Consider the following 21,605-nt stretch of genomic DNA (forward strand, 5'->3'; position numbering starts at 1 on the left):
TCGGCTCATCGCCCGCTCCTTTTCGTCTTCGCGTGGTGCGTCGGTCACGGTGAGGGTCAGGGGGTGGTCCAGGCGGAGTCGTGTGCGGCGCTGCGTTCGACGGCCGCCAGCACGCGCTGGATCTGTGCTCCGTCGTCGAAGCCGGGGCTGGGGTCGACCCCTGCGGCCACGGCGGTGAGAAAGTCGGTGATCTCGTGGACGAAGGCGTGGTCGTAGCCCAGGCCGTGGCCGGGGGGCCACCAGGCGCTGGCGTAGGGGTGGTCGCCTTCGGTGACCAGGATGCGGCGGAACCCGGCCTGGTCCTGGCTGGTCTCGTACAGCCACAGGTCGTTCATGGACTCGAAGTCGAAGGCGAGGCTGCCGAGTGAGCCGTTGATCTCGATGCGCAGCGCGTTCTTGCGGCCGGTGGCGAAGCGGGTGGCCTCGAAGGTGGCCAGCGCCCCGCCGTCCAGGCGGCCGAAGAACAGGGCGGCGTCGTCGACCGTGACCGTCCCCCGCTCGGGCTGTTCCCCGGCGGCCGCCTGGGCGGTCAGGCCGGTGGAGGTCTGGGGCAGGGGGCGTTCGGTGATGAAGGTGTGGGTCAGGGCGGACACCCCGGTCAGGCGCTGGCCGGTGAGGTACTGGGCGGTGTCGATGATGTGGGCGCCGATGTCGCCGAGGGCGCCGGAGCCGGCCTTGTCCTTCTGCAGCCGCCAGACCAGGGGGAAGTCGGGGTCGATGATCCAGTCCTGGAGGTATTGGGCGCGGACGTGGCGGATGGTGCCGATCCGGCCGGCGGCGATGAGCTGTCTGGCCAGGGCGACGGCCGGGACGCGGCGGTAGTTGAAGGCGACCATGGCGCGGACGCCGGCGGTCGCGGCGGCGCGGGCGGCCTGGGCCATGGCGTCGGCTTCGGCGACGGTGTTGGCCAGGGGCTTCTCGCAGATGACGTGTTTGCCCGCGGCCAGGGCGGCGATGGCGATCTCCGCGTGGGAGTCGCCAGGGGTGCAGATGTCGATGATGTGGATGTCGTCGCGGTCGATCAGGCGTTTGTAGTCGGTTTCCGCGCTGTCCCAGCCCAGCGTGCGGGCGGCGGCCTCGGCCTGGTCGCGGCTCCGGCCGGCCAGTGCGGCCATCCGAGGCCGGACCGGCAGGTCGAAGAACGCGCCGGCGTTGCGCCAGGCGTGGGAGTGCACGCGTCCCATGAACGCGTACCCCACCATCCCGACGCCCAGCACGGGCCTGCTGTCACTCACGAAGATCCCCCTTGTCGCGATGTCGGCGCCCGTCCCGCCCCCCGGGGGGTGCGGCCCCCGAAGGGCGGACGGGCATGAATCAGAGTCTCAAACCAGGGTGCGGGGTCAGGATTCGAAGCCCAGGGGCAGGTAGCGGGCGACGTTGTCCTTGGTGATGGTCTCCGAGGCCAGGGTGATGGACTGGGGGACCTCGTTCTCCATCAGGTCGCTCATGCCCTTGTTCTGGGCGATCAGGCGGGCCAGCCGGATCGCCGAGGCGGCCATGGTCGGGCTGTAGGTGACGGTGGCCTGCAGCACGCTGCTGCCGGACTGGATCTCCCGCATCGCGTTGGCCGACCCGGCCCCGCCGACCATGAAGAACTCGTCCCGCCCGGCCTCCTTGATCGCGGCCAGCACGCCGATGCCCTGGTCGTCGTCGTGGTTCCAGATCGCGTCGATCTTCTTGTGGGCCTGCAGCAGGTTCGCCGCGACCTGGGTGCCGGACTCCACGGTGAACTTGGCGTCCTGCTGCGCGGTCACCGAGAAGCCGTAGGTCTTCAGCGCGTCGGCGAAGCCCTTGCTGCGGTCCTGGGTCAGCGGCAGCGTCGCGATGCCCTGGATCTCCACGATGACCGGGTTGGACGCCCCGGAGCTCTTCAGCTTGTCGCCGATGAAGTGCCCGGCGGCGACCCCCATGCCGTAGTTGTCGCCGCCGATCCAGGTCCGGTAGGACAGCTTGTCGGGGAAGACCCGGTCCAGGTTGATCACCGGGATGCCGGCGTCCATCGCGGCGCGGGCGACCTGGTTGAGCTGCTGGCCGTCGTTGGGGAGGATGACCAGCGCGTTGACCTTGGCCTGGATCAGCGACTCGACAGCGGAGATCTGCTGGTTGATGTCGTTGGTCGGCTCGACCGGCTTGAAGGTGACGTCGGAGTACCGCCCCGCGGCGCTCTGGGCGTTCTTGGCGATCGCGGCGATCCAGCCGTGGTCGGCCGCCGGAGCGGAGAACCCGATGGTGACCGCGGTGCCCGGCGCGTCGTTGGCCCCGGCCGGGCCCGACGGCGCCGCCGCCGCGGAGGCCGGGGCCGCCGCCGGCTCGTTACTCGTACAGGCCGACACCAGGGCGCCCGCCCCGAGGACGGCGCCGCCGAGCAGGAAACCCCGGCGTCCGGAGTAGTTGGTCATGTCGTTCTCCCTTGGTATCAGGGGGTGAAAAGGGCGTGAGAGGCCCAGACCGCGGCCATGCGGCCGCGGACCGGAGAAGGGACATCGAAGGACGAGAAGGAGCGAGAAGGTCGGGGACGGCCCCGACGACGGTCAGGTACTGGTGCGAAGGCTGCGTCGCTGCAGGAGCACGGCGACGACGATGATCAGGCCCTTGGCCACCAGCTGGTCGCTGGTGTTCAGGCCGTTCAGGATGAACAGATTCGTGATCACAGTGAAGATCAGCAGGCCCAGGATCGACCCGATGATGCTGCCCCGCCCCCCGGTCAGCAGCGTCCCCCCGATGATCACCGCCGCGATCGCGTCCAGCTCGTACAGATCCCCGTGCGTGGACGATCCGGTCGTGGTCCGCGCCATGATCAGCACAGCCGCGATCCCGCAGCACAACCCCGACAACGCGTACAACACCATCGTGTGCCGCCGCACATCGATGCCCGCCAGCCGCGCCGCCTCCGGATTGCCCCCCACCGCGAACGTCCGCCGCCCGAACGTGGTCCGGTTCAACAGCACCCAGCCCGCCGCGACCACCGCCGCGAACACGTACACCAGCAACGGCAACCCCAGCACCCGCGTCGTGGACAACTCCACGATCGCGGTGTTGCCCGCCTGCACCAACTGGGTGCGCTGCCCCGACATCCGCTGGGCCAGGCCCCGCGCCGCCACCAGCATCGCCAGCGTCGCGATGAACGGCACCATCCGCCCGTAGGCGATCAGGAAGCCGCTGACCAGCCCCGCCCCGGTGCCGACCAGCACCGCGCAGACCACCATCACCACCGGCCCGTACGACTGGGTGGCCAGCGTCGTGGCCCACACCGACGCCAACGCCATCACCGCCCCGACCGACAGGTCGATCCCACCCCCGATGATCACGAAGGTCATCCCCACCGTGATCACCCCGATCGTCGAGGCCAACGCCAGGATGCTCACCAGGTTGGAGGAGGTCGCGAAGTTGTCCGGCCGGGTCACCAGCCCCACGACCGCCAGCAGCACCAGCGCGGCCACCAACCCCAGATGCCGGGCCTCACCCACCCGGCCCCACCCCCACGAGCGGCCCGGCGCACCCGGCCGCCCCGCCACCGCCTCCTCCGCGGGACTCGCGTGCGTGGCGGGATCCACCTCAGTCATGGAACGCTCCTTCGGAAGAGATCTCTGCGTCGCCGTCGTCGTGACCGCCCCCACCGGCCGGGCCGGGACCGACCCCCGTGCCGCCGCCGGCCGTGTCCCCGCCCGCGGCGTGGCCGCCCGCGGACACCATCACGAGGTCGAGCACCGTGTGCTCGTCGAGGTCGGCGGCGGGGGCCTCGTGGACCAGCCGGCCCTCCCGGATCACCAGCACCCGATCGGCCAGCCCGAGCACCTCGGGCACCTCGCTGGACACCAGCAACACCCCCACCCCTTCGTCGGCCAACCGGCGGATCAACGCGTACAGCTCCGCCCGCGCCCCGACGTCCACCCCGCGCGTCGGCTCATCCAGCAACAGCAGCCTGCGCCCCTCCACCAGCCACCGCGCCAGCACCGCCTTCTGCTGGTTGCCCCCCGACAACGTCCGGATCGCCCGCCGCACATCCGGCGGCCGGATGTCCAGCGACTCCGCCAGCCGCCGCGCCTCGGCCGCCTCCGCCCGCCGATCCAGCCACCCCCACCGCGAATACCGGCCGAGACTCGCCAGCGTGATGTTCCCGGCCACGCTGTCGTCCAGCAGCAACGCCTGCGCCTTGCGCTCTTCGGGCGCCAGCCCCATCCCCGCCCGCACCGCGCCGACCGTCCCACCCCGGCGCACCGGCCGCCCCTCGACCAGCACCCGCCCCGATGCCCGCCGCGCCCCGTACACCGCCTCCACGATCTCCGACCGCCCCGACCCCACCAACCCGGCCAGGCCCACGATCTCCCCGGCCCGCACCCCGAACGACACATCGGCGACGCGGCCCGGCACGCTCAGCCCCTCCACCCGCAACACCTCGGCCCCCAGCTCGGCCGAGCCCCGCGGCGGGAACACGTACTCCACATTCCGCCCCGTCATCAACGCCACGATCGACGACGTCGCCGTCTCCCGGGCCGGCATCCCCACCGCGACCGTCCGCCCGTCCTTCAGCACCGTCACCCGGTCGCCGATCTGCCGGATCTCCTCCAGCCGGTGCGAGATGTAGATCACCGCCACTCCCTGAGCGGTCAGCTCGCGGATCACCCGGAACAGATTCGCCACCTCGTCGTGCGCCAACGCCGCCGACGGCTCGTCCATGATGATCAACCGGGCCTCGCGCGACAGCGCCCGCGCCATCGAGACGATCTGCTTGCCCGCCGGAGCCAACCGCCCGACCTCCAGCCCCGGCCGGATCTCCGCGTGCCCCAACCGGCCGAGCAGCGCCGCCGCCGCCCGATGCGCCTCCCGACGCCGTACGAACCCTCCGGCCGCCCGCTCATGCCCCAGGAAGATGTTGTCGGCCACGCTCAACCCGTCCACCAGGTCCAGCTCCTGGTAGATCGTCGCGATCCCCGCCGCCATCGCCGCCGTCGGCGACGACAGCCGCACCGCCCGGCCGTCCACCAGCACCGCACCCGCGTCCGGCTGCACCGCCCCCGACAAGATCTTGATCAGCGTCGACTTGCCCGCCCCGTTCTGCCCCAGCAGGCAGTGCACCTCCCCCGCCCGCACCTCCAGATCCACACCGTCCAGCGCCCGCACACCGGGAAACTGCTTGACGATGCCCTGCACGCGCAGCAGGGGCTGCTCCTCGGCCATTGCTCTCCCTATATGGCGGAGTAGACGTGGTCGCTGATGAGCCGGGCCGCGCCGACCACGCCCGCCGTGTCCCCCAGTTCGGAGAGCACGATGGGGAGGTTGCCCGTGGCCAGCGGCAGGGAGCGCCGGTAGACGACGCTCCTGATCTCGGCGAGCAGCACGTGGCCCAGCCTGGCCACGCCGCCCGCGATGATCACGAGTCCCGGGTTGAAGAAGCTGACGAGGCTGGCGAGCACCTGGCCGACCCGGCGGCCGCCGTCGCGGATGAGCGCGATCGCCCCCGGGTCGCCCTGCGCGGCGGCCGCCGCCACGTCCTCCCCGGTGAGCGCGCCGGCGACGGCCAGCCGTTCGGCCAGGTGCGCGGAGCCGCCCGCACGGGCGAGGGCGGCGGCCTCGCGGGCGAGGGCGGCCCCGCCGAAGTACGCCTCCAGGCAGCCGGAGTTGCCGCAGGCGCACACCGGCCCGAGGTCGTCGACGCGGATGTGGCCGATGTCCCCGGCGCTGCCGGAGACGCCCCGGTAGATCTTGCCGTCCACGACGATGCCGCAGCCGATGCCCGTGCCGATCTTCACGAGCAGGAAGTCGTCCACGTTCTTGGCGAGGCCCGCGTGCAGCTCGCCGAGGGCCATGATGTTGACGTCGTTGTCCACCATGGCCGGGCAGCCGAGCTCCTGGGCGATCGTCTCGCGCACCGGGTAGCGGTCCCACCCGGGCATGATCGGCGGCACGACCGGGACCCCCTCGGCGAAGCTCACCGGTCCGGGGACGCCGATCCCGACGCCGTTCAGCTCGGTGCACAGGCCTTCGCGGCGGAGCTTGCCGACCAGCTCGACGGCCCGCTCCAGCACGGCGGCCGGCCCCTCCCTGATGTCGGCGCGCTCACTGAGGTGCCCGAGCACCTCGAGCTCGCCGTTGGTCACCGCGACGTCGATCGACGTGGCGCCGATGTCGATCCCGGCGAACCTGGTCCGCGGCGACAGCCGTACCCGGCCCGACCGGCGCCCGCCGCGCGACGCGGCGAGCCCGTCCGGCTCGGCCAGTCCCAGCTCGACGAGCCGGTCGAGCTCGACGTTCAGCTTCGACCTGGACAGGTCCACCACGTCGCCGAGCTCGGCCCGAGAGCGGCCCCCGTCCCGAAGCAACCGCAACAGGGTCGCCTGGTGGACGTTCTCCGGCCTGGCTGTGCGCTTCACACCGCCTCCGCCTCCCAGTGATTGGCGTGAACGTACCTCTCTTCCGCCACCCTGGGAAGACCTTTTATGGATCTGATGCGAACTTTCGCTGGAATCAGCAAAAGTGTCCGGTACGCGCAGGACTCCTCTCCCTGGGTAGGCATGGAGCCGGAGGAGCTCTCGGGAGGGAGAGGCCCATGCTGGGACTGCCTGACGGCGTCCGCGGCTGCCTGTTCGACATGGACGGCGTGCTCACCCGTACGGCCACCGTGCACGCCGGGGCGTGGAAGGCGATGTTCGACGACTTCCTGCGCGAGCGGGCGGAGCGGAGGGGCGAGCCGTTCGTCCCGTTCGACCGCGTGGACGACTACGACCGGTACGTGGACGGCAGGAAACGGCTGGACGGCACCCGGTCGTTCCTGGAGTCCCGCGGCATCGACCTGCCGGAGGGCACGCCCGGCGACCCTCCCGGCTCCCCCACTCTGTACGGCCTGAGCAACCGCAAGAACGACCTGGTCAGAGCCATCCTCGACCGGGAGGGCGTCGAGGTGTACGAGGGGTCGGTGCGCTACCTGCGCGCGGCGAGGGAGGCGGGCCTGCGCCGGGCGGTCGTCTCGTCCAGCGCCAACACCGAGCACGTGCTCGCCGCCGCCGGCCTGGCGGACCTGGTGGAGGCCAGGATCGACGGCGTGGTGGCGCGGCGGCGCGACCTGCCGGGCAAGCCCGCGCCGGACATGTACCTCGCGGGAGCCGAGGCCCTCGGCCTGAAGCCCGGCGAGGCGGCGGTGTTCGAGGACGCGCTGGCCGGGGTGGCGGCCGGGCGCGCGGGCGGCTTCGCCCACGTCGTCGGCGTCGACCGGGTGGGGCAGGCGGACGCGCTGCGCGACAGCGGCGCCGACGTCGTCGTGACCGACCTCGCCGAGCTGCTGGACCGGCCGTGATCCAGCACCCGGCCTTCACGGTCGAGCCGTGGGCCGTCCGCGAGTGCCGTCTCCACCTGGACGTGCTCGCGCAGACGGAGTCGGTCTTCGCGCTGTCGAACGGGCACATCGGCCTGCGCGGCAACCTCGACGAGGGCGAGCCGCACGGGCTGCCCGGCACCTACCTCAACTCCTTCTACGAGGTGCGGCCCCTGCCGTACGCCGAGGGGGGCTACGGCTACCCCGAGGCGGGCCAGACCGTGGTGAACGTGACGAACGGCAAGCTGATCCGGCTGCTGGCCGACGACGAGCCGTTCGACGTGCGGTACGGCACGCTGCACGCGCACGAACGGGTCCTCGACATGCGCGCCGGCACCCTGGTCCGGCGGGTGGACTGGACCTCCCCGGCCGGAGGGCGGCTCCGGGTGACCTCCACCCGGCTGGTGTCGTTCACCCACCGCGCCGTCGCGGCCGTCCGCTACGAGGTCGAGGCCGTCGGCCAGCCGCTCAACGTGGTGCTGCAGTCGGAGCTCGTCGCCAACGAGACCGTCCCCCACCTGGCCGACGACCCCCGCGCCGCCGCCGTGCTTGAGGCCCCGCTCGTGCTGGAGGAGAACGAGGCGGCCGACAACGGGGTGGGCGTGATGGTGCACCGCACCCGCCTGAGCGGGCTGCGGATGGCGGCCGCCATGCGGCACGAGATCGACGGCCCCGAGGGCACCCGGATCGAGCCGGACGGCGGCGGCGACGTGAACCGGGTGACGGTCGCCACCCGGCTGGAGCCGGGCCGGTCGCTGCGCCTGATCAAGTTCTTCGCCTACGGCTGGTCGGCCAAGCGCTCCCGGCCCGCGCTGCACGACCAGGTCGTGGCCGCGCTGGCGGCGGCCAGGCTGACCGGCTGGGACGGCCTGTGCGCCGACCAGCGCCGGTTCCTCGACGAGTTCTGGGCCGGGGCGGACGTCGAGGTCGAGGGCGACGCGGAGGTCCAGCAGGCCGTCCGGTTCGGGCTGTTCCACCTGCTCCAGGCGGGCGCCCGGCTGGAGCGGCGGCCGATCCCCGGCAAGGGCCTCACCGGCTCGGGGTACGACGGCCACGCGTTCTGGGACACCGAGACGTTCGTGCTGCCCGTGCTCACCTACACCCACCCGCGGTCGGCCGCGGACGCGCTGGACTGGCGGCGGTCGATCCAGCCGCTCGCCGAGGACCGGGCCGCGCAGCTCGGGCTGAAGGGCGCGGCCTTCCCCTGGCGGACCATCAACGGCGAGGAGTGCTCGGGCTACTGGCCGGCCGGGACCGCCGCGTTCCACGTCAACGCCGACATCGCCGACGCCGTGGTCCGGTACGTCGACGCCACGGAGGACGAGGCGTTCGAGCGGGAGACGGCCCTGCCGCTGCTCGTGTCCACCGCCCGGCTGTGGTGCGCGCTCGGTCACCACGACGCCGAGGGCAAGTACCGCATCGACGGCGTGACCGGCCCGGACGAGTACAGCGCGGTGGCCGACAACAACGTGTACACGAACCTGATGGCTCAGCGGAACCTGCGCGCCGCCGTCGACGTGGCGACGCGGCACCTCGACCAGGCCGAGCAGCTCGGGGTGTCGCTGGAGGAGGTGGCGGTCTGGCGTGACGCGGCCGCCGCCATGTTCGTGCCGTACGACGAGCGGCTCGGCGTCCACCCGCAGAGCGAGGGCTTCACCCGGCACGCCCTGTGGGACTTCGCCGCCACCAAGCCCGAGCAGTACCCGCTGCTGCTGCACTTCCCGTACTTCGACCTCTACCGCAAGCAGGTGGTCAAGCAGGCCGACCTCGTGCTGGCGCTGCACCTGTGCGGGGAGGCGTTCACGCCCGAGCAGAAGGCCCGCGACTTCGCCTACTACGAGGCCCTGACGGTGCGGGACTCGTCGCTGTCGGCGTGCACGCAGGCGGTGCTGGCGGCCGAGGTCGGGCAGCTGGAGCTGGCCCACGCCTACCTGGGCGAGGCCGCGCTGATGGACCTGCGCGACCTGGAGCACAACACCAGGGACGGGGTCCACATGGCCTCCCTGGCCGGGGCGTGGACCGGGCTGGTCGCCGGGTTCGGCGGCATGCGCGCCGGGCAGGGCCTGATGTGCTTCGCCCCCCGGCTGCCCTCGGCGCTCACCCGGCTCGCGTTCCGGCTGCGGTACCGGGGCCGCCTGCTGCGGGTGGACGTCACTCCGGGCGCGGCCACGTACGAGCTGCTGGACGGGCCGCCGCTCACGCTCGCCCACCACGGCGAGGAGATCCGGCTGGGCCGGCAGCCGGTCACCCGGCCCGTCCCGTCGCCGCCGTTCCCCCGCCTGGAGGTGCGCCAGCCGCCCGGGCGCGAGCCGGTGCCCCGCCGCCCCCGCGCCACGTGACGGTCAGGCGCCCACGGTCCCGTCGACGCCCTCGCGGAGGAAGTCGGCGTGCCCGTTGTGCCGGGCGTACTCGTGGATCAGGTGGAGCATCACCAACCGCAGCGAGACCTCCTGCTCCCAGCGCGGCTGGTAGGCGGTGACGTCGAGCGACTCCGCCTCACGCTCGATCCGGCGGGAGTGCTCGACCTCCTCGCGCCAGGCGGCGAACGCCTCCGCGCGGGTCGCCCCGGTCGCGTCGTACGCCGCCTGGTAGTCGCCCTCGTCCGACCAGACGAGCGGGACGTCCTCCTTGCCGATCACCCGGCGGAACCAGGTGCGCTCGACCTCGGCCATGTGCCGGACCAGGCCGAGCAGCGACAGCGTCGAGGGCGGCATCGACCGGCGGCGCAGGTCCTCGTCCGACAGGCCCTCGCACTTCCATTCGAGCGTGGCCCGGTGGTAGTCGAGGAAGGCGCGCAGCATCTCGCGCTCCCCCGCCACCGTGGGCGGTCCGATGCGTTCGACGGTCACTGCCCGCGTCCTCTCCTCTGTGGCCGGAACCCGTTCACCCTACGGCCGCCCGGGTCCTGCGGCGGTCTCCAGGGTCCGCCTCATCTCCTCCGCGCCCCGCTCCATCCGGACGCGGACCTCCGGCGCCGCCGAGTCCGGCAGCAGGTCGGTCGTCCACACGAGCCGGGTGCGGTCCGCGCCCTCCGGGAGCACCTGGAACGCCGCGTGATGATGCGCGAGCGGCGGGCGGGCGCCCTCGACCACGGCGTACGCCAGCCGGCGCGCGTCGTCGTCGACGTCCACGATGAGCTCGCGGACCACTCCCCCGTGCGGGAAGACGAGGGTCCGCTCGACTCCCTCGATCCGCGTGTCGAGGACGCGGCCGGGGAGCAGCCGCTCGTGCACCGCCCCCACGTCCCGCACGGCGTCCCACACCGTCTCGGGACGGGCGTCGATCACGATCTCGTGCCGGATGGAGGCGATGGCGATCTCCTCGGGGATGCCGGGGCCGTACGGGCCGGGGGCGGACGTCGGGCTACATCCTGCCGCACCGGCCCGCCGGCTCATGCGGGCCGGCTCAGGGCCGGAGCATGGCCTGGAGCGACGCGGTGGCCTGCTCCCCCAGCGCGGTCGGCTGGAGGTACGGCTGCTCGGTCATGACGGCGTCCCAGTTGTCGCGGATCGCCTCCACCGTGAGGTCGTCGGTCCGCCAGCCCGGCCCCTCGGCGACGAACACGCGGGCGACCCGCCCGGCCCCGACCGAGAACACCTCGCCGCTGACCGGGCAGCTCTCGTGGGCCAGGTACGCCACCAGGGGGCTGATCCGCTCGGGGGTGAACCTCGACTCGAACTCCGCGGGCAGCAGCGCCTCGGTCATCCGCGTCCACGCGACGGGCGCGATCGCGTTGGCCTTGATGTTCGCGCGGGCGCCCTCGATGCCGAGCGTCTTGGTGAAGCCCACCAGGCCCATCTTCGCCGTGGAGTAGTTGGCCTGGCCGAAGTTGCCGAACAGCCCGGCGGGCGAGGAGGTGTTGACGATCCGGCCGTACGCCTGCTCCTTCATGTGGGGGAAGGCGGCGCGGCTGACGAGGAACGAGCCGCGCACGTGGACGGCGAGCACGGCGTCGAACTCCTCGACCGACATCTTGCCGAACGACTTGTCCCGCAGGATGCCGGCGTTGTTCACCACGATGTCGATCCGGCCGAAGGCGTCGAGGGCGGCCGCGACCAGGGCCTGCGCACCCTCGGGGGTGGCGACGTCGTCCGTGCTGGCGACCGCCTCTCCCCCCTCCTTGCCGATCAGCTCCGCCACGTCGGCCGCCGGGCCGGCGGATGCGCCGGTGCCGTCGAGGGCGCCGCCCCGGTCGTTCACCACGACCTTCGCACCGCGGCGGGCGAGCAGGAGGGCGTGCGAGCGGCCGAGCCCCTGCCCCGCCCCCGTCACGACCGCGACCTTCCCGTCGAACCTGAGCTCGGAGCCCGCGTCGGAAACCGGGACCTCGGACATGGCGCCTCCTGAGAGAACAAGGTTCTGGTACTGCAGCACAATAACCGGCCGACGTGGGGACCCGAAGCGGGCGGAAAGCGCGACGCCGCAGATAGTGATCAAAATTGTGAATTCCTGCTATAGTTCTGGCCCCCGCACGGGCGTGGGTCGACGATGACACCTCTCCCAGCACGGCCTCGCCCAGATTCGACTCTGGCTGGAGGCCCCATGCCCGCGACCCGACCCCTACGCGTCGTCCAGTGGGCCACGGGCGCGGTCGGGGGGTACGCGCTGCGCAGTGTGATCACGCGGCCCGAGTTCGAGCTGGCCGGCGTGCTCGTCTACGACCAGGACAAGGTCGGCCGCGACGCCGGGGAGCTGGTGGGCGTCGGGGAGGCGGGGGTGGCCTGCACCGACGACGTCGACCACGTGCTGGCGCTCGACGCCGACTGCGTGCTCTACATGCCCCTGCCCGCGTCCTACTTCGGCGGCGATCCCGCGACCGACGTGGAGACCATCTGCGCGCTGCTGTTGTCGGGCAAGAACGTCGTCACCACCACCGGCTTCGTCTACCCCCAGGCGTACGGGCCGGGGGTGGTCGACCGGCTGGAGACGGCCTGCGCGCGCGGCGGCGCGTCGCTGCACGGCACCGGCATCAACCCGGGGTTCATGAGCGACCTGCTGCCGCTCGCGCTGTCGGGCCTGTCGACCCGGCTCGACCACATCTACGTCCGCGAGACCTCCGACTACCGGGGTCACCCGTCGCGGGAGATCGTGACCGACCTCATCGGGTTCACCCGGGAGCCGAAGGACTACGCGGGCACGGTCCGGCCGTTCCGGGCGTTCCAGCGGTCGCTGTTCGCCGAGAGCGTCCAGCTCGTCGCCGCCGCCCTCGGCGTACGGCTCGACGAGATCGAGGAGACGGACGAGTACGAGCTGGCCGGCGAGGAGTTCGAGATCGCGGCGGGCACGGTGCGTCCAGGCACGGTGTGCGCCTCCCGCTGGATGTTCACCGGGCTGGTGCGCAACCGCCCGTTCATGACCGTCGAGTGCGTCTACAAGGCCGACGCGCGGAAGGTGCGGCGCTGGGCGGAGCCCGGCTTCGCCATCCACATCGAGGGCCAGCCGGGCATGGCGATCAGGGTGGACGAGGTCACCCACGGCCTCGCCGGCGCCGCCGCGCACGCGGTGAACTCGATCGCCTCCGTGTGCGCGGCGCCGCCGGGCATCCGCACGATCCTCGACCTGCCCCTCGCCACCGGCCGGGGCACGGTCCGCCTCGCCTGACCGGCCGGTCCCGCTCAGTGGGGGAGGAACCGTCCGAACCTGCCCTGGTGGTACAGCAGCGGCCGCCCGCCGCCGGAGACCACCGTCGAGGTGACCAGCCCGACCACCAGGAAGTGGTCGCCGACCTCGACCGTGTGGTGGGGGCGGCACAGGAGGTGGGCCGGCACGTCGTCGAGCAGCGGCACCCCGTCCGTCCCCGGCGTCCAGCGGGTGGGGTGGGCGAACCGGTCGATGCTCTTCTTCGCGAACCGGGCCGCCAGGTCGGCCTGGTGGCCGCCGAGGATGTTCACCGCGAACAGGTCGGCCCGCCGCAGCCACGGCCACGTCGTGGACGACTGCGCCACGTAGAAGGAGACCAGCGGCGGCGACAGGCTCACCGACGAGAACGACGTGGCGGTGAGCCCGACCGGCACCCCCTCCGGCCGGGCCGTGATCACCACCACGCCCGCCGCGTGCTCGGCGAGCGCACGGCGGAACTCGTCGCCTCCGACGGACGCGTCGCCGTGCGACGAGACGAGCCGCAGCCGCGCCGGGGCGGGGCCCTCCGGCGCGGGCCCGTGCACGGCCGCGCCGCCCTCCTCCCCGGCGGACGTGGCGGCGTCGCTCGTCATGCGGACACCTCCTGGCGGAAGGGGAGCTGCGGGACCACCTGACCGGCCCACGCGGCCAGCACGCCGTCGAGGTCGGGGATCTGGGACTCCAGTACGGCGAGCCCCGGGGTGGGCACGGTCGCGCCGAGCTCGACCAGCAGCGGGCGCAGGTGCACCTCGACCGCCAGCGCGTGCTTCGCGTCCCCCATGACCAGCAGCGGCAGCGCCGCCGTGCCGGCCAGCGCCCGGTGCGGCAGCCGGTCGAGGAACGCCTTCAGCAGGCCCGTGTACGTGCCCTTGTAGGTGGGGCTGGCCACCACGAGGACGTCGGCCTCGCGAACCAGCTCGAGCGCCACCTCCACGCCCGACGACGGCCCGGGGGCGAACAGGTGCGCCGCCAGGCCGGCGAGGTCGACCACGTCCACCGGCGCGGACGTCCCGGTGCCCTTGGCGATCTCCTCGGCCGCCCGGACGGCCACCGCGAGCGTGCGCGAGCCGTCCCTCGGGTTCCCCACCAGCGTCACGATGCCCATGCGGTCCTCCCTAACAGTGCTGAGCTGTGCCGGTTCCCCTCCGGCGCGGTCACGAGGGGACCGCCACGGCGGGCTCCTCCTGCGGCGGGGCGTCCGCGGCCGCCGCGTAGCGGCTCGCGGGCCTCGCCAGGCCGTAGTGCTCACGGAGCGTCCGGCCCTCGTACTCGTGGCGGAACAGGCCGCGGGCCCGCAGTTCGGGGACCACGTGGTCCACGAAGTCCTCCAGGCCGGCCGGAAGGATGGGCGGCATGACGTTGAACCCGTCGGCCGCGCCGTTCTCGAACCATTCCTGAAGCTGGTCGGCGACCTGCTCCGGCGTACCGGCGACCACCCGGTGGCCGCGGCCGCCGGCGAGCCTGCCGACGAGCTGCCGGATGGTCAGCCGCTCGCGCCGCGCGAGGTCGACGACCAGCTTCAGCCGGCTCTGCTGGCCCTCGGTGCGCTCCGGGATCTCGGGCAGCGGCTCGTCCAGCGGGTGTCCCGACAGGTCGACGCCGAGGACGTTGGACAGCTGGGCCACGCCGTACGCCGGGATGATGAGGTCCTCCAGCTCCTTCTCCAGGCGCAGCGCCTCCCGCTCGGTCGAGCCGAGGATGGGCGAGATGCCGGGCAGGACGAGGATCTCCTCGGGCCGCCTGCCGTACCGGGCCGCCCGCACCTTGAGGTCGGCGTAGAACTCCTGGCCCTCCTCCAGGGTCTGCTGGGCGGTGAACACGGCCTCGGCGTGCCGGGCGGCGAAGTCCCTGCCGTCGTCGGACGACCCGGCCTGGACCAGCAGCGGGCGGCCCTGCGGCGGCCGCTGGGTGTTGAGCGGGCCCTGCACCCGGAAGTGCTCGCCCACGTGCTCCACCGGATGGATGCGGGCCGTCTCGGCGTAGACGCCGCCGACCCGGTCGGCCAGGACCGCGTCGTCCTCCCAGCTGTCCCACAGCTTGGTGGCCACCTCGAGGAACTCCGTCGCCCGCTCGTAGCGCAGGCGGTGCGGCGGGCGCTCGATGCCGAAGTTGTGCGCCTCGGCCTCGCCTGCCGAGGTCACGATGTTCCAGCCGGCCCGGCCGCCGCTGATGTGGTCGAGCGAGGCGAACTTCCGCGCCACGTGGAACGGCTCGTTGTACGTCGTGGACACGGTGGCGATGAGCCCGACGTGCTCGGTCACGGCCGCCAGGGCCGACAGCAGCGTGAGCGGTTCGAGCCCGCCGAGCGCGTTGTGCCGGACGTTGCCCCAGAGGGCGAGGCCGTCGGCCAGGAAGACCGAGTCGAGCTTCCCCCGCTCCGCGATCCGCGCGAGGTCCTGGAAGTGCCGGACGTCGGTCACGCGGCGGGGCTCGGTCCGCGGGTGCCGCCACGCCGCCTCGTGGTGCCCGACGCCCATCAGGAAGGCGTTGAGGTGCAGTCTCCTGGTCATGTGGTCCTCCACGTCGAGAAGCGGCGCTCCAGATGGACGAGGAGCTGGTTGAAGAGCAGGCCGATGACGGAGATCGTGATGATCCCGGCGTACATGTCCTGGATGCGGAAGCTGGACTGGGCCGCGTTGATGAGGTAGCCGAGCCCCGCCTTGGCGCCGACGATCTCCGCGAACAGCAGCACGAGGATCGAGTACGCCCCGGCCAGCCGGACGCCCGTGAAGATCGCCGGCACGGCGGCGGGCAGCAGCACCTTCTGGAACAGCCGGGCGGGCGGCAGCCCCATCGACCGGGCCGACTTGACCAGCAGCGGGTCGACCGTCTTCACGCCGCTGATCGTGTTGAGCAGGATCGGCCAGGCGCAGGCGTACAGCACGAACGCGATCTTCGAGGTCTCGCCGATGCCGAGGATCAGTGTGAAGACCGGCAGCAGCGCCACCGCCGAGGTGTTGCGGAACAGCTCAAGCACCGGGCTGAGGAACTCGGCCACCGGCTTGTACCAGCCGATCAGCAGCCCGAGCGGAATGGCGACGACGATGGCCAGGCCGAACCCGGTGAGCGACCGGGCCACGCTGGCCTCGGTGTGCTCCAGGAGCTCCCCGCTGCGCAGCAGGTCGGCCCACGCCGCCAGGTCCTCGGACAGGGGCGGCAGGAAGACGCGGTCCACCACACCGGCTCTCGGGAGGATCTCCCACAGCGCGAGCAGCAGGGCCACGGCCAGCGACCGCTTGCCGAAGGCGCCCAGCCGGGCCGCGATCCCCCCGCCGCGGGACCGCTCGAGCGCCGGCGCCGACACGGCCGCGGGCGAGGTCAGCGTGTCAGCCAACGCGGGCCACCTCCTGCTCCCTGGCCGCGGCGACCTCGTCGCGCAGCAGCGTCCACAGCCGGTGGCGGTACTCCCCGAACCGAGGGTCCGCCCGCAGGTCGCCGGTCCGCGAGTCGAACTCGACGTCGATGACCTGCTTGATCCGGCCCGGCCGCGAGGTCATCACGGCCACCCGCTGGCCGAGGTAGACGGCCTCGTCGATGCCGTGGGTGATGAACACGATCGTCTTGCCGGTCCGCTCCCAGATGCCGAGCAGCTCCTCCTGGAGCGACTCCCGGGTCTGCGCGTCGAGCGCGGCGAACGGCTCGTCCATGAGCAGCACGTCCGGGTCGAACGCGAGGCTCCGGGCGATGGCCACCCGCTGCCGCATGCCGCCGGACAGCTCGTGCGGGTAGCGGTCCTCGAACCCGCGCAGCCCCACGAGGCCGAGATGGTGACGGGCCCGCTCCTCCCGCTCACGCCTCGGGACCGACTTCGCCTCAAGCCCGAACGCGACGTTCGCCAGGGCCGTGCGCCACGGGAACAGCGCGTACTGCTGGAAGACCACGCCCCGGTCGAGGCCCGGCCCGGTGACCGGCTCGCCGTCGAGGAGGATCTCGCCGGACGTGGGTGCGGCCAGCCCGCCGATCAGGTCGAGCAGGGTCGACTTGCCGCAGCCGCTCGGCCCGACCAGGGTGAGGAACTCCCCCTCCCGCACGTCGAGGTCCACCCCGTCCAGGGCGGTGAACGGCCGGTCGGCGTCGCGGGTGCGGAACACCTTGCCCACGCCGCGTACGGCGATCTTCGCCGTGGTGGCGGTCACCTCGCGCCTCCGTTCGCATAGGGGTTGTACGCGTTGGTGTAGACGTCGGCCGCCTTGACCTGGCCGGGCCGGAGCTCGCCCTCCCGCTGCAACCAGTCGATCCAGGTCTGGAAGTCCTTGTCGTCGATCACCCCGCCGGTGCTGGCGACGCCGAAGCTCTTCCAGTAGCCGACGGCCGTGGAGTCCTCGTTGCGCCCGCGCTTGGCGATGATCGCCTTCAGCCGGGCGACCACCTCCTGGCGGGGGTGCGTCCTGCTCCACTCGATGGCCTTGGCCACCCCGGTGACGAAGGCCCTCGTGGTGGTGGGGTTGTCCCGGATGAAGTCGTTCCGCAGGACGTACGTGCCGGCGTCGAACGCTCCGAGCAGTTCGTAGTCGGTGAACAGCGGGTGGATCCCGCCGCGCTCCAGGGCCTTGTCCCGCAGGATGCCGCCGAGCGAGGCCACGTCGATCTGCCCGCGGCGCAGCGCCTGCTCGGTGTCGACCGGCGGCACCACGACGAGCTGGACCTGCGCGACCTGCTCCTTCGTCAGGCCCTGCCGCTGGAGGTACTCCTTGAGCACCGCCTCCAGGTGGGCGCCGAGCGTGTTGACGCCGACCTTCTTGCCGATCAGGTCCCTGGCCGATCTGATCGGGCCGCCGTCGAGGACGTAGAAGCCGTTGTAGGCGTCCTTGTCGGAGCCGTAGTAGCTGATGACGGCCTTGATGGGCGCCCGCGCGGCGACGAGCTTGACCACCGCGCCGTTGAAGGCGCCGCCGAAGTCGGTCTGGCCGGTGGCCGCCGACTGGATGTCCTGGGGGCCGCTGATCGTGTTGCCGACCCATTTGAGCTTGACCGTGCCGAGGTAACCGAGGTCGGCCGCCAGTTCGGGGAGTGTGACGGCTCCCGCGTTGCCCTGGTAGCGCAACTCGGCGACCTCGCCGCCTCTGGGCGGTCCCGACGAGCCGCAGGCGGACAGGGCCGCGAGCAGCGTGGACACGAGAGCGATTCTGAACGCGCGCATGCGAAGTCCTCAGAGCTGTACACGCGGCGGCTCGACGAGCCGCCGACCGCTGGTCCGCGCGGCCGGGGGCGGAAGGGGGCGCGCGCGGCGGGAAAGGGGGCGACGGGACGTCGGGTGCGCCGCGCCCGTCGTGGGGCGGACATCCCCCCTGTGCTAGGGGGCGACGCGACGACACTGCGCGCTGAGGATGTGGCCGAAGTCCACGTGGACGCGCCGGATCAAGTACAGGCCCTGGCTCATACCCGAGACGCTAAACGCATCCCGGGGCATAGTCAACATTTCCTACTGCTTTTGCAGGGATATTCAGGACTCCGCCGGATACCAGCGCTCCGGCTCGCCCGCGACGCGGGAGACCGTGCCGCGCGCCTCCAGCCACACCAGGTGCGCGAGGGCCTCGTTGTTGGCCGCCCGCCGCATGTGCGGCGGGATCGCGTCCCAGGCCCGCGACCAGCGCAGCTGCCGCGCGATGTCCCAGCAGGTCGAGCCGGGGACGGCGGTCACCGCCTGCTCCACCTCGGCCAGCCGCTCCTCGTGGTGGCCGATCACGTAGTCGACCCGCTCGCCCAGCTCGAGGAAGCGGAACTCGTGGGCGGGCAGCACCTCGTCGACGTCGAGCTTGCCCACCGCGCGCAGGGCGTCGAGGTAGTCGGCGAGGGGGTTCGGGCCCGACTGCGGGTGCACCGCCACCATCGGCGTGATCCTGGCCAGGACGTGGTCGCCGGAGAACAGCACCCGGCGGCCGGGCTCCACGAAGCACAAATGGCCCGGCGAGTGGCCGGGCGTCCAGATGGCCCGCAGGTCCCACCCCGGCAGGTCGAGCCGGTCGCCGTCCTCGATGAGCCGGTCGGGCGCCGCCATCGTCACGAACTGGCGGATCATCATCGACGCCCCGGCCAGCTCCTGGGCCGTCATCTCGGGCACCCCCGACCGCAGCAGCAGCGACCGCTCCCGAGCCATCAGCGCCTCGATGGCCGAGTCGTCGTACCGGTCGTGGACGAGCCGCGCGTCGGCCGGGTGCAGCCCGATCCAGGCGCCGGACGTCTCCCGGATCCGGCCGGCCAGGCCGTAGTGGTCGGGGTGGATGTGCGTGACGAGCACGGCCTTGACGTCGGTGATCGCGTACCCGGCGACGCCGAGTCCGGCCGCGAGCGCGGTGAACGCCTCGTCGGTGTTCCAGCCCGCGTCGATGATCACCACGCCGTCGGGGACCTCCAGGGCGTAGACCAGCACGTACCGCAGGGGGTTGATCGGGATCGGCACCGGGATCGACCACAGCCCCGGCCGCACGCGCTCGACCTCGGGCAGCCGCCCGTCCAGCCACGCCGCGCGCTGCTCCTGGTTCGCCGCGGTCACCTTCGTCTTGCTCATCGGCCCCTGCCCCTCTCGCAGCCCGGTCCCGCCTGATTGTCCCCCTCTCCCGAACCTCGTTCTACTGCGGGTGGCTCAACGCGCCCTCCTCGGGCCGTACGGCGGCCTTCGGGGCCGGGAGCCGGACGAACAGCAGCGAGGAGGCGACGACGACCGCGGCGGTGACCGCCCAGGCGACTCCCGGACCGGCGGCGCCGGCCAGCGGCACGAGGAACAGCGCGGACAGCAGCCCGCCGAACTGCAACTGGAGCGAGTCCACCGACATCACGGTCGCCCGCTGGGCCGACGCGACCCGGCGGTGCACGAGCTCCGACCGGATCAGCCCGGCGACCGAGAGGGCCGCGAAGAGCACGACGTACGCCCCGCAGGCCGCGGCGACGCCCGCCCAGCCGTCCAGGGCCACGGACGCGGCCAGCGCGGCGACCGCCGCCGCGACGACGGCCGAGGCGAGCACGGCCGCCCGCGCCGAGCCGCCGGCGAGACGGGCCGCGGCGGGCGCGAGGGAGCTGCCCAGGGCGTCGGCCGCGAACCCGGCGGCCGTGACGAGGGCGTACGCCGCGCTTCCCGTCTCGGCCCCGCCGGTCAGGCCGGCCAGGCGACCGGGGGTCAGCAGTTCGATCGCGTTGAGCATCACCCCGACGCCCGCGGCCACGAGCAGGAGGCGGCCGAGCCCGCGGTCGACCAGCCCCAGCCGCACCCCGCCCGCGATCGTCGCCGGCACGCCGCGCAGCACGGCCCGCAGGCGCGTCCCGGCGGCCGCCGACGTGGCGGCCCGCTCCGGCTCCGCGCCCCGCGTACGACCGCGCGGCTCGCGCATGAGGACGAGGACGGCCGCCAGCAGGACCGCGGCCGCCGCCGCGGCCGCCCAGACGGGCGCGACCAGGCCGGCGCCGGGGACGGCCAGCGGCAGCAGGCCGCCGATGACCGTGCCGATCGCCAGGGCGGCCGACCCGGCGGCGCCGCCCGCCGCGAGGCCGGGCTTGAGGTCGGCGGACGGCCCCTCGGCGTCATGCAGGCGGTCCACGTACCACGCCTGGGCCGGCCCGCTGGACAGCGCCCGCGCCACGCCCTTGAGCAGCGACGACACCAGGAAGAGCCAGGCCGTGGTGGCGGTGGCCAGCACCACGAGGGCCACCACGCTGGTCGCGGCGGAGGCGGCCAGCACGGCCCGGCGGCCGAGGACGTCGGCCAGGCCGCCCGTCGGCAGTTCGAGCACGACGATGGTGACCGAGTAGGCCGCGCTCACGAGCCCGATCTCGGCGACGCTCAGCCCGCGGGCCGCCATGAGCAGCACCATCGGCGCCATCATGAGCCCCGGCGGCAGCCAGGTGAGGAACTCGATCGCGGCGTACCGCCCCCAGCCGCCGCGCCTCGGGCTCGCGGCACGGTCACGCACGGCCGGCCTCCTCGGCCGGCCCGGACGTGGACCTGTGGCGCGGGAGGCGATCCTCCGAGGGCGCGGAGCCCGCACCGGAACCGCGGCGCGACCCCGGGGACGCGGAGCCCGCACCGGAGCCACGGCGCGACTCAGGAGGCGGGGAGTCCGTCGCGGGACGGCGGCGCGGGAGGGCGGCCACGAAGACGGAGACCTGCTCGGCGTCCGGCGCGCCCGCGTCGCGCTCGGCGGCCTCGCGCAGGAGGGCGTCGAAGCGCTCGTGCAGCGCCGCCACCGTGGCCGGGCGCAGCCGGACGACCTCGTCGGACATCCCGGCCGCCTCGACCCACGCGCGGCTCCAGGAGTCGCGGTCGCGCTCGAACGCCTCCGCGTCGGCCGTGAGCACCTCGATCTGGCGGCGCCGCAGGAAGGCCGCCGCCTCCCTGCCCTCGGCCGTGGCCGCCATCTCGGCGCTGTTCCAGGCCGTCGCGCGGTGCGCGGAGCGCCAGCGCCGCTCGCGCCGGTCCCGCTGGTCCTCGTCCTCCTCGACGTAGCCGTACCGCGCGAGTTGCCGCAGGTGGTAGCTGGTCGCCCCGGAGCTCTCGCCGAACCGCGCGGCCAGCTCGGTCGCGGTGGCCGGCCCGTCCGCCCGCAGCGCGCCGAGCAGCCGCACCCGCAGCGGGTGCGCCACCGCCTTCAGCGTGCGGGGGTCGCCGACGTGAAAGACCTCGTCGCCCATTGCCGACGCCTCCTCTCCCTCCTTCGGAACGCTAACAATGCAAAGAGAACTTTGC

The 21,605-nt window shown here is 73.0% G+C and carries 20 protein-coding genes; 3 read left to right on the forward strand and 17 right to left on the reverse strand.

What is annotated here, in order from left to right:
• Positions 1-56: 56 nt before the first annotated feature.
• The 5 genes from Mco01_RS35835 to Mco01_RS35855 form a co-directional block, all read right to left on the reverse strand.
• On the reverse strand, positions 57-1,235 hold the full coding sequence (locus Mco01_RS35835) for a Gfo/Idh/MocA family protein (RefSeq protein WP_239104175.1): 1,179 nt from the start codon (positions 1,233-1,235) through the stop codon (positions 57-59).
• A gap of 105 nt (positions 1,236-1,340) precedes the next feature.
• Positions 1,341-2,399, reverse strand: a complete 1,059-nt coding sequence (locus tag Mco01_RS35840; protein WP_204061260.1) for an ABC transporter substrate-binding protein — start codon at positions 2,397-2,399, stop codon at positions 1,341-1,343.
• A 132-nt stretch (positions 2,400-2,531) separates the two neighbouring features.
• Entirely contained in the window at positions 2,532-3,563 is a 1,032-nt protein-coding gene (locus Mco01_RS35845) for an ABC transporter permease (protein WP_239104176.1), read from the reverse strand.
• A complete protein-coding gene (locus Mco01_RS39970) occupies positions 3,556-5,178 on the reverse strand; it encodes a sugar ABC transporter ATP-binding protein (protein WP_204061261.1) in 1,623 nt (540 codons plus the stop codon). Before Mco01_RS39970 ends, Mco01_RS35845 begins: the two co-directional genes overlap by 8 nt.
• Before the next feature lie 8 nt (positions 5,179-5,186).
• Positions 5,187-6,371 (reverse strand): ROK family transcriptional regulator, encoded by a 1,185-nt coding sequence (locus Mco01_RS35855; protein WP_204061262.1) that lies wholly within the window; start codon positions 6,369-6,371, stop codon positions 5,187-5,189.
• A 176-nt stretch (positions 6,372-6,547) separates the two neighbouring features.
• Between Mco01_RS35855 and Mco01_RS35860 the strand changes: the two genes are divergently transcribed.
• Both Mco01_RS35860 and Mco01_RS35865 read left to right on the forward strand, forming a co-directional pair.
• Positions 6,548-7,291, forward strand: a complete 744-nt coding sequence (locus Mco01_RS35860; RefSeq protein WP_204061263.1) for a beta-phosphoglucomutase family hydrolase — start codon at positions 6,548-6,550, stop codon at positions 7,289-7,291.
• Positions 7,288-9,648 (forward strand): glycoside hydrolase family 65 protein, encoded by a 2,361-nt coding sequence (locus Mco01_RS35865; protein WP_204061264.1) that lies wholly within the window; start codon positions 7,288-7,290, stop codon positions 9,646-9,648. Before Mco01_RS35860 ends, Mco01_RS35865 begins: the two co-directional genes overlap by 4 nt.
• Before the next feature lie 3 nt (positions 9,649-9,651).
• Here Mco01_RS35865 and Mco01_RS35870 read toward each other — a convergent pair whose 3' ends face one another.
• From Mco01_RS35870 to Mco01_RS35880, 3 genes are read right to left on the reverse strand one after another with little or no spacing between them, the layout of a single operon-like run.
• Positions 9,652-10,158 (reverse strand): DinB family protein, encoded by a 507-nt coding sequence (locus Mco01_RS35870; protein ID WP_239104177.1) that lies wholly within the window; start codon positions 10,156-10,158, stop codon positions 9,652-9,654.
• Positions 10,159-10,197: 39 nt separating this feature from the next.
• Complete coding sequence (locus Mco01_RS35875; protein ID WP_239104178.1) at positions 10,198-10,704, reverse strand: SRPBCC family protein; 507 nt, start codon at positions 10,702-10,704, stop codon at positions 10,198-10,200.
• Positions 10,705-10,714: 10 nt separating this feature from the next.
• Entirely contained in the window at positions 10,715-11,644 is a 930-nt protein-coding gene (locus tag Mco01_RS35880) for an SDR family oxidoreductase (RefSeq protein WP_204061265.1), read from the reverse strand.
• Between the two features lie 207 nt (positions 11,645-11,851).
• Between Mco01_RS35880 and Mco01_RS35885 the strand changes: the two genes are divergently transcribed.
• The gene (locus Mco01_RS35885) at positions 11,852-12,910 is read left to right on the forward strand and encodes an NAD(P)H-dependent amine dehydrogenase family protein (RefSeq protein WP_204061266.1); all 1,059 of its coding nucleotides are present in this window, start codon (positions 11,852-11,854) and stop codon (positions 12,908-12,910) included.
• 14 nt (positions 12,911-12,924) lie between these two features.
• On the opposite strand, the gene Mco01_RS35890 is transcribed toward Mco01_RS35885, so the two are convergent.
• The 9 genes from Mco01_RS35890 to Mco01_RS35930 all read right to left on the reverse strand — a co-directional run bounded on the left by Mco01_RS35890 (position 12,925) and on the right by Mco01_RS35930 (position 21,550).
• On the reverse strand, positions 12,925-13,521 hold the full coding sequence (locus tag Mco01_RS35890; protein WP_204061267.1) for a flavin reductase family protein: 597 nt from the start codon (positions 13,519-13,521) through the stop codon (positions 12,925-12,927).
• Entirely contained in the window at positions 13,518-14,033 is a 516-nt protein-coding gene (locus Mco01_RS35895) for an NADPH-dependent FMN reductase (RefSeq protein ID WP_204061268.1), read from the reverse strand. The genes Mco01_RS35890 and Mco01_RS35895 overlap by 4 nt, the downstream gene beginning before the upstream one ends.
• A 49-nt stretch (positions 14,034-14,082) precedes the next feature.
• Positions 14,083-15,438, reverse strand: coding sequence for an LLM class flavin-dependent oxidoreductase (locus tag Mco01_RS35900; RefSeq protein WP_204061269.1), 1,356 nt, complete (start codon positions 15,436-15,438; stop codon positions 14,083-14,085).
• Positions 15,435-16,262: an ABC transporter permease gene (locus Mco01_RS35905; RefSeq protein WP_204061270.1), complete on the reverse strand. Its 828-nt coding sequence runs from the start codon at positions 16,260-16,262 to the stop codon at positions 15,435-15,437. Before Mco01_RS35905 ends, Mco01_RS35900 begins: the two co-directional genes overlap by 4 nt.
• Positions 16,255-17,064, reverse strand: coding sequence for an ABC transporter ATP-binding protein (locus Mco01_RS35910; RefSeq protein WP_204061271.1), 810 nt, complete (start codon positions 17,062-17,064; stop codon positions 16,255-16,257). Before Mco01_RS35910 ends, Mco01_RS35905 begins: the two co-directional genes overlap by 8 nt.
• The gene (locus tag Mco01_RS35915; RefSeq protein WP_204061272.1) at positions 17,061-18,068 is read right to left on the reverse strand and encodes an ABC transporter substrate-binding protein; all 1,008 of its coding nucleotides are present in this window, start codon (positions 18,066-18,068) and stop codon (positions 17,061-17,063) included. The genes Mco01_RS35910 and Mco01_RS35915 overlap by 4 nt, the downstream gene beginning before the upstream one ends.
• A 303-nt stretch (positions 18,069-18,371) precedes the next feature.
• On the reverse strand, positions 18,372-19,436 hold the full coding sequence (locus Mco01_RS35920) for an MBL fold metallo-hydrolase (RefSeq protein ID WP_204061273.1): 1,065 nt from the start codon (positions 19,434-19,436) through the stop codon (positions 18,372-18,374).
• A gap of 61 nt (positions 19,437-19,497) precedes the next feature.
• Positions 19,498-20,832, reverse strand: a complete 1,335-nt coding sequence (locus Mco01_RS35925) for an MFS transporter (RefSeq protein WP_204061274.1) — start codon at positions 20,830-20,832, stop codon at positions 19,498-19,500.
• The gene (locus Mco01_RS35930) at positions 20,825-21,550 is read right to left on the reverse strand and encodes a winged helix-turn-helix domain-containing protein (protein ID WP_204061275.1); all 726 of its coding nucleotides are present in this window, start codon (positions 21,548-21,550) and stop codon (positions 20,825-20,827) included. Before Mco01_RS35930 ends, Mco01_RS35925 begins: the two co-directional genes overlap by 8 nt.
• Positions 21,551-21,605: the final 55 nt, after the last annotated feature.

The sequence above is a fragment of the Microbispora corallina genome, from assembly GCF_016863035.1.
Lineage (GTDB): Bacteria > Actinomycetota > Actinomycetes > Streptosporangiales > Streptosporangiaceae > Microbispora > Microbispora corallina.

Bases quoted from the DNA above. Each gene is read 5' to 3' on its own strand.
- Mco01_RS35840 (WP_204061260.1), bottom strand. From the start codon at position 2,399: ATGACCAACTACTCCGGACGCCGGGGTTTCCTGCTCGGCGGCGCCGTC.
- Mco01_RS35845 (WP_239104176.1), bottom strand. From the start codon at position 3,563: ATGACTGAGGTGGATCCCGCCACGCACGCGAGTCCCGCGGAGGAGGCG.
- Mco01_RS39970 (WP_204061261.1), bottom strand. From the start codon at position 5,178: ATGGCCGAGGAGCAGCCCCTGCTGCGCGTGCAGGGCATCGTCAAGCAG.
- Mco01_RS35860 (WP_204061263.1), top strand. From the start codon at position 6,548: ATGCTGGGACTGCCTGACGGCGTCCGCGGCTGCCTGTTCGACATGGAC.
- Mco01_RS35875 (WP_239104178.1), bottom strand. From the start codon at position 10,704: ATGAGCCGGCGGGCCGGTGCGGCAGGATGTAGCCCGACGTCCGCCCCC.
- Mco01_RS35880 (WP_204061265.1), bottom strand. From the start codon at position 11,644: ATGTCCGAGGTCCCGGTTTCCGACGCGGGCTCCGAGCTCAGGTTCGAC.
- Mco01_RS35885 (WP_204061266.1), top strand. From the start codon at position 11,852: ATGCCCGCGACCCGACCCCTACGCGTCGTCCAGTGGGCCACGGGCGCG.
- Mco01_RS35890 (WP_204061267.1), bottom strand. From the start codon at position 13,521: ATGACGAGCGACGCCGCCACGTCCGCCGGGGAGGAGGGCGGCGCGGCC.
- Mco01_RS35895 (WP_204061268.1), bottom strand. From the start codon at position 14,033: ATGGGCATCGTGACGCTGGTGGGGAACCCGAGGGACGGCTCGCGCACG.
- Mco01_RS35900 (WP_204061269.1), bottom strand. From the start codon at position 15,438: ATGACCAGGAGACTGCACCTCAACGCCTTCCTGATGGGCGTCGGGCAC.
- Mco01_RS35915 (WP_204061272.1), bottom strand. From the start codon at position 18,068: ATGCGCGCGTTCAGAATCGCTCTCGTGTCCACGCTGCTCGCGGCCCTG.
- Mco01_RS35920 (WP_204061273.1), bottom strand. From the start codon at position 19,436: ATGAGCAAGACGAAGGTGACCGCGGCGAACCAGGAGCAGCGCGCGGCG.
- Mco01_RS35930 (WP_204061275.1), bottom strand. From the start codon at position 21,550: ATGGGCGACGAGGTCTTTCACGTCGGCGACCCCCGCACGCTGAAGGCG.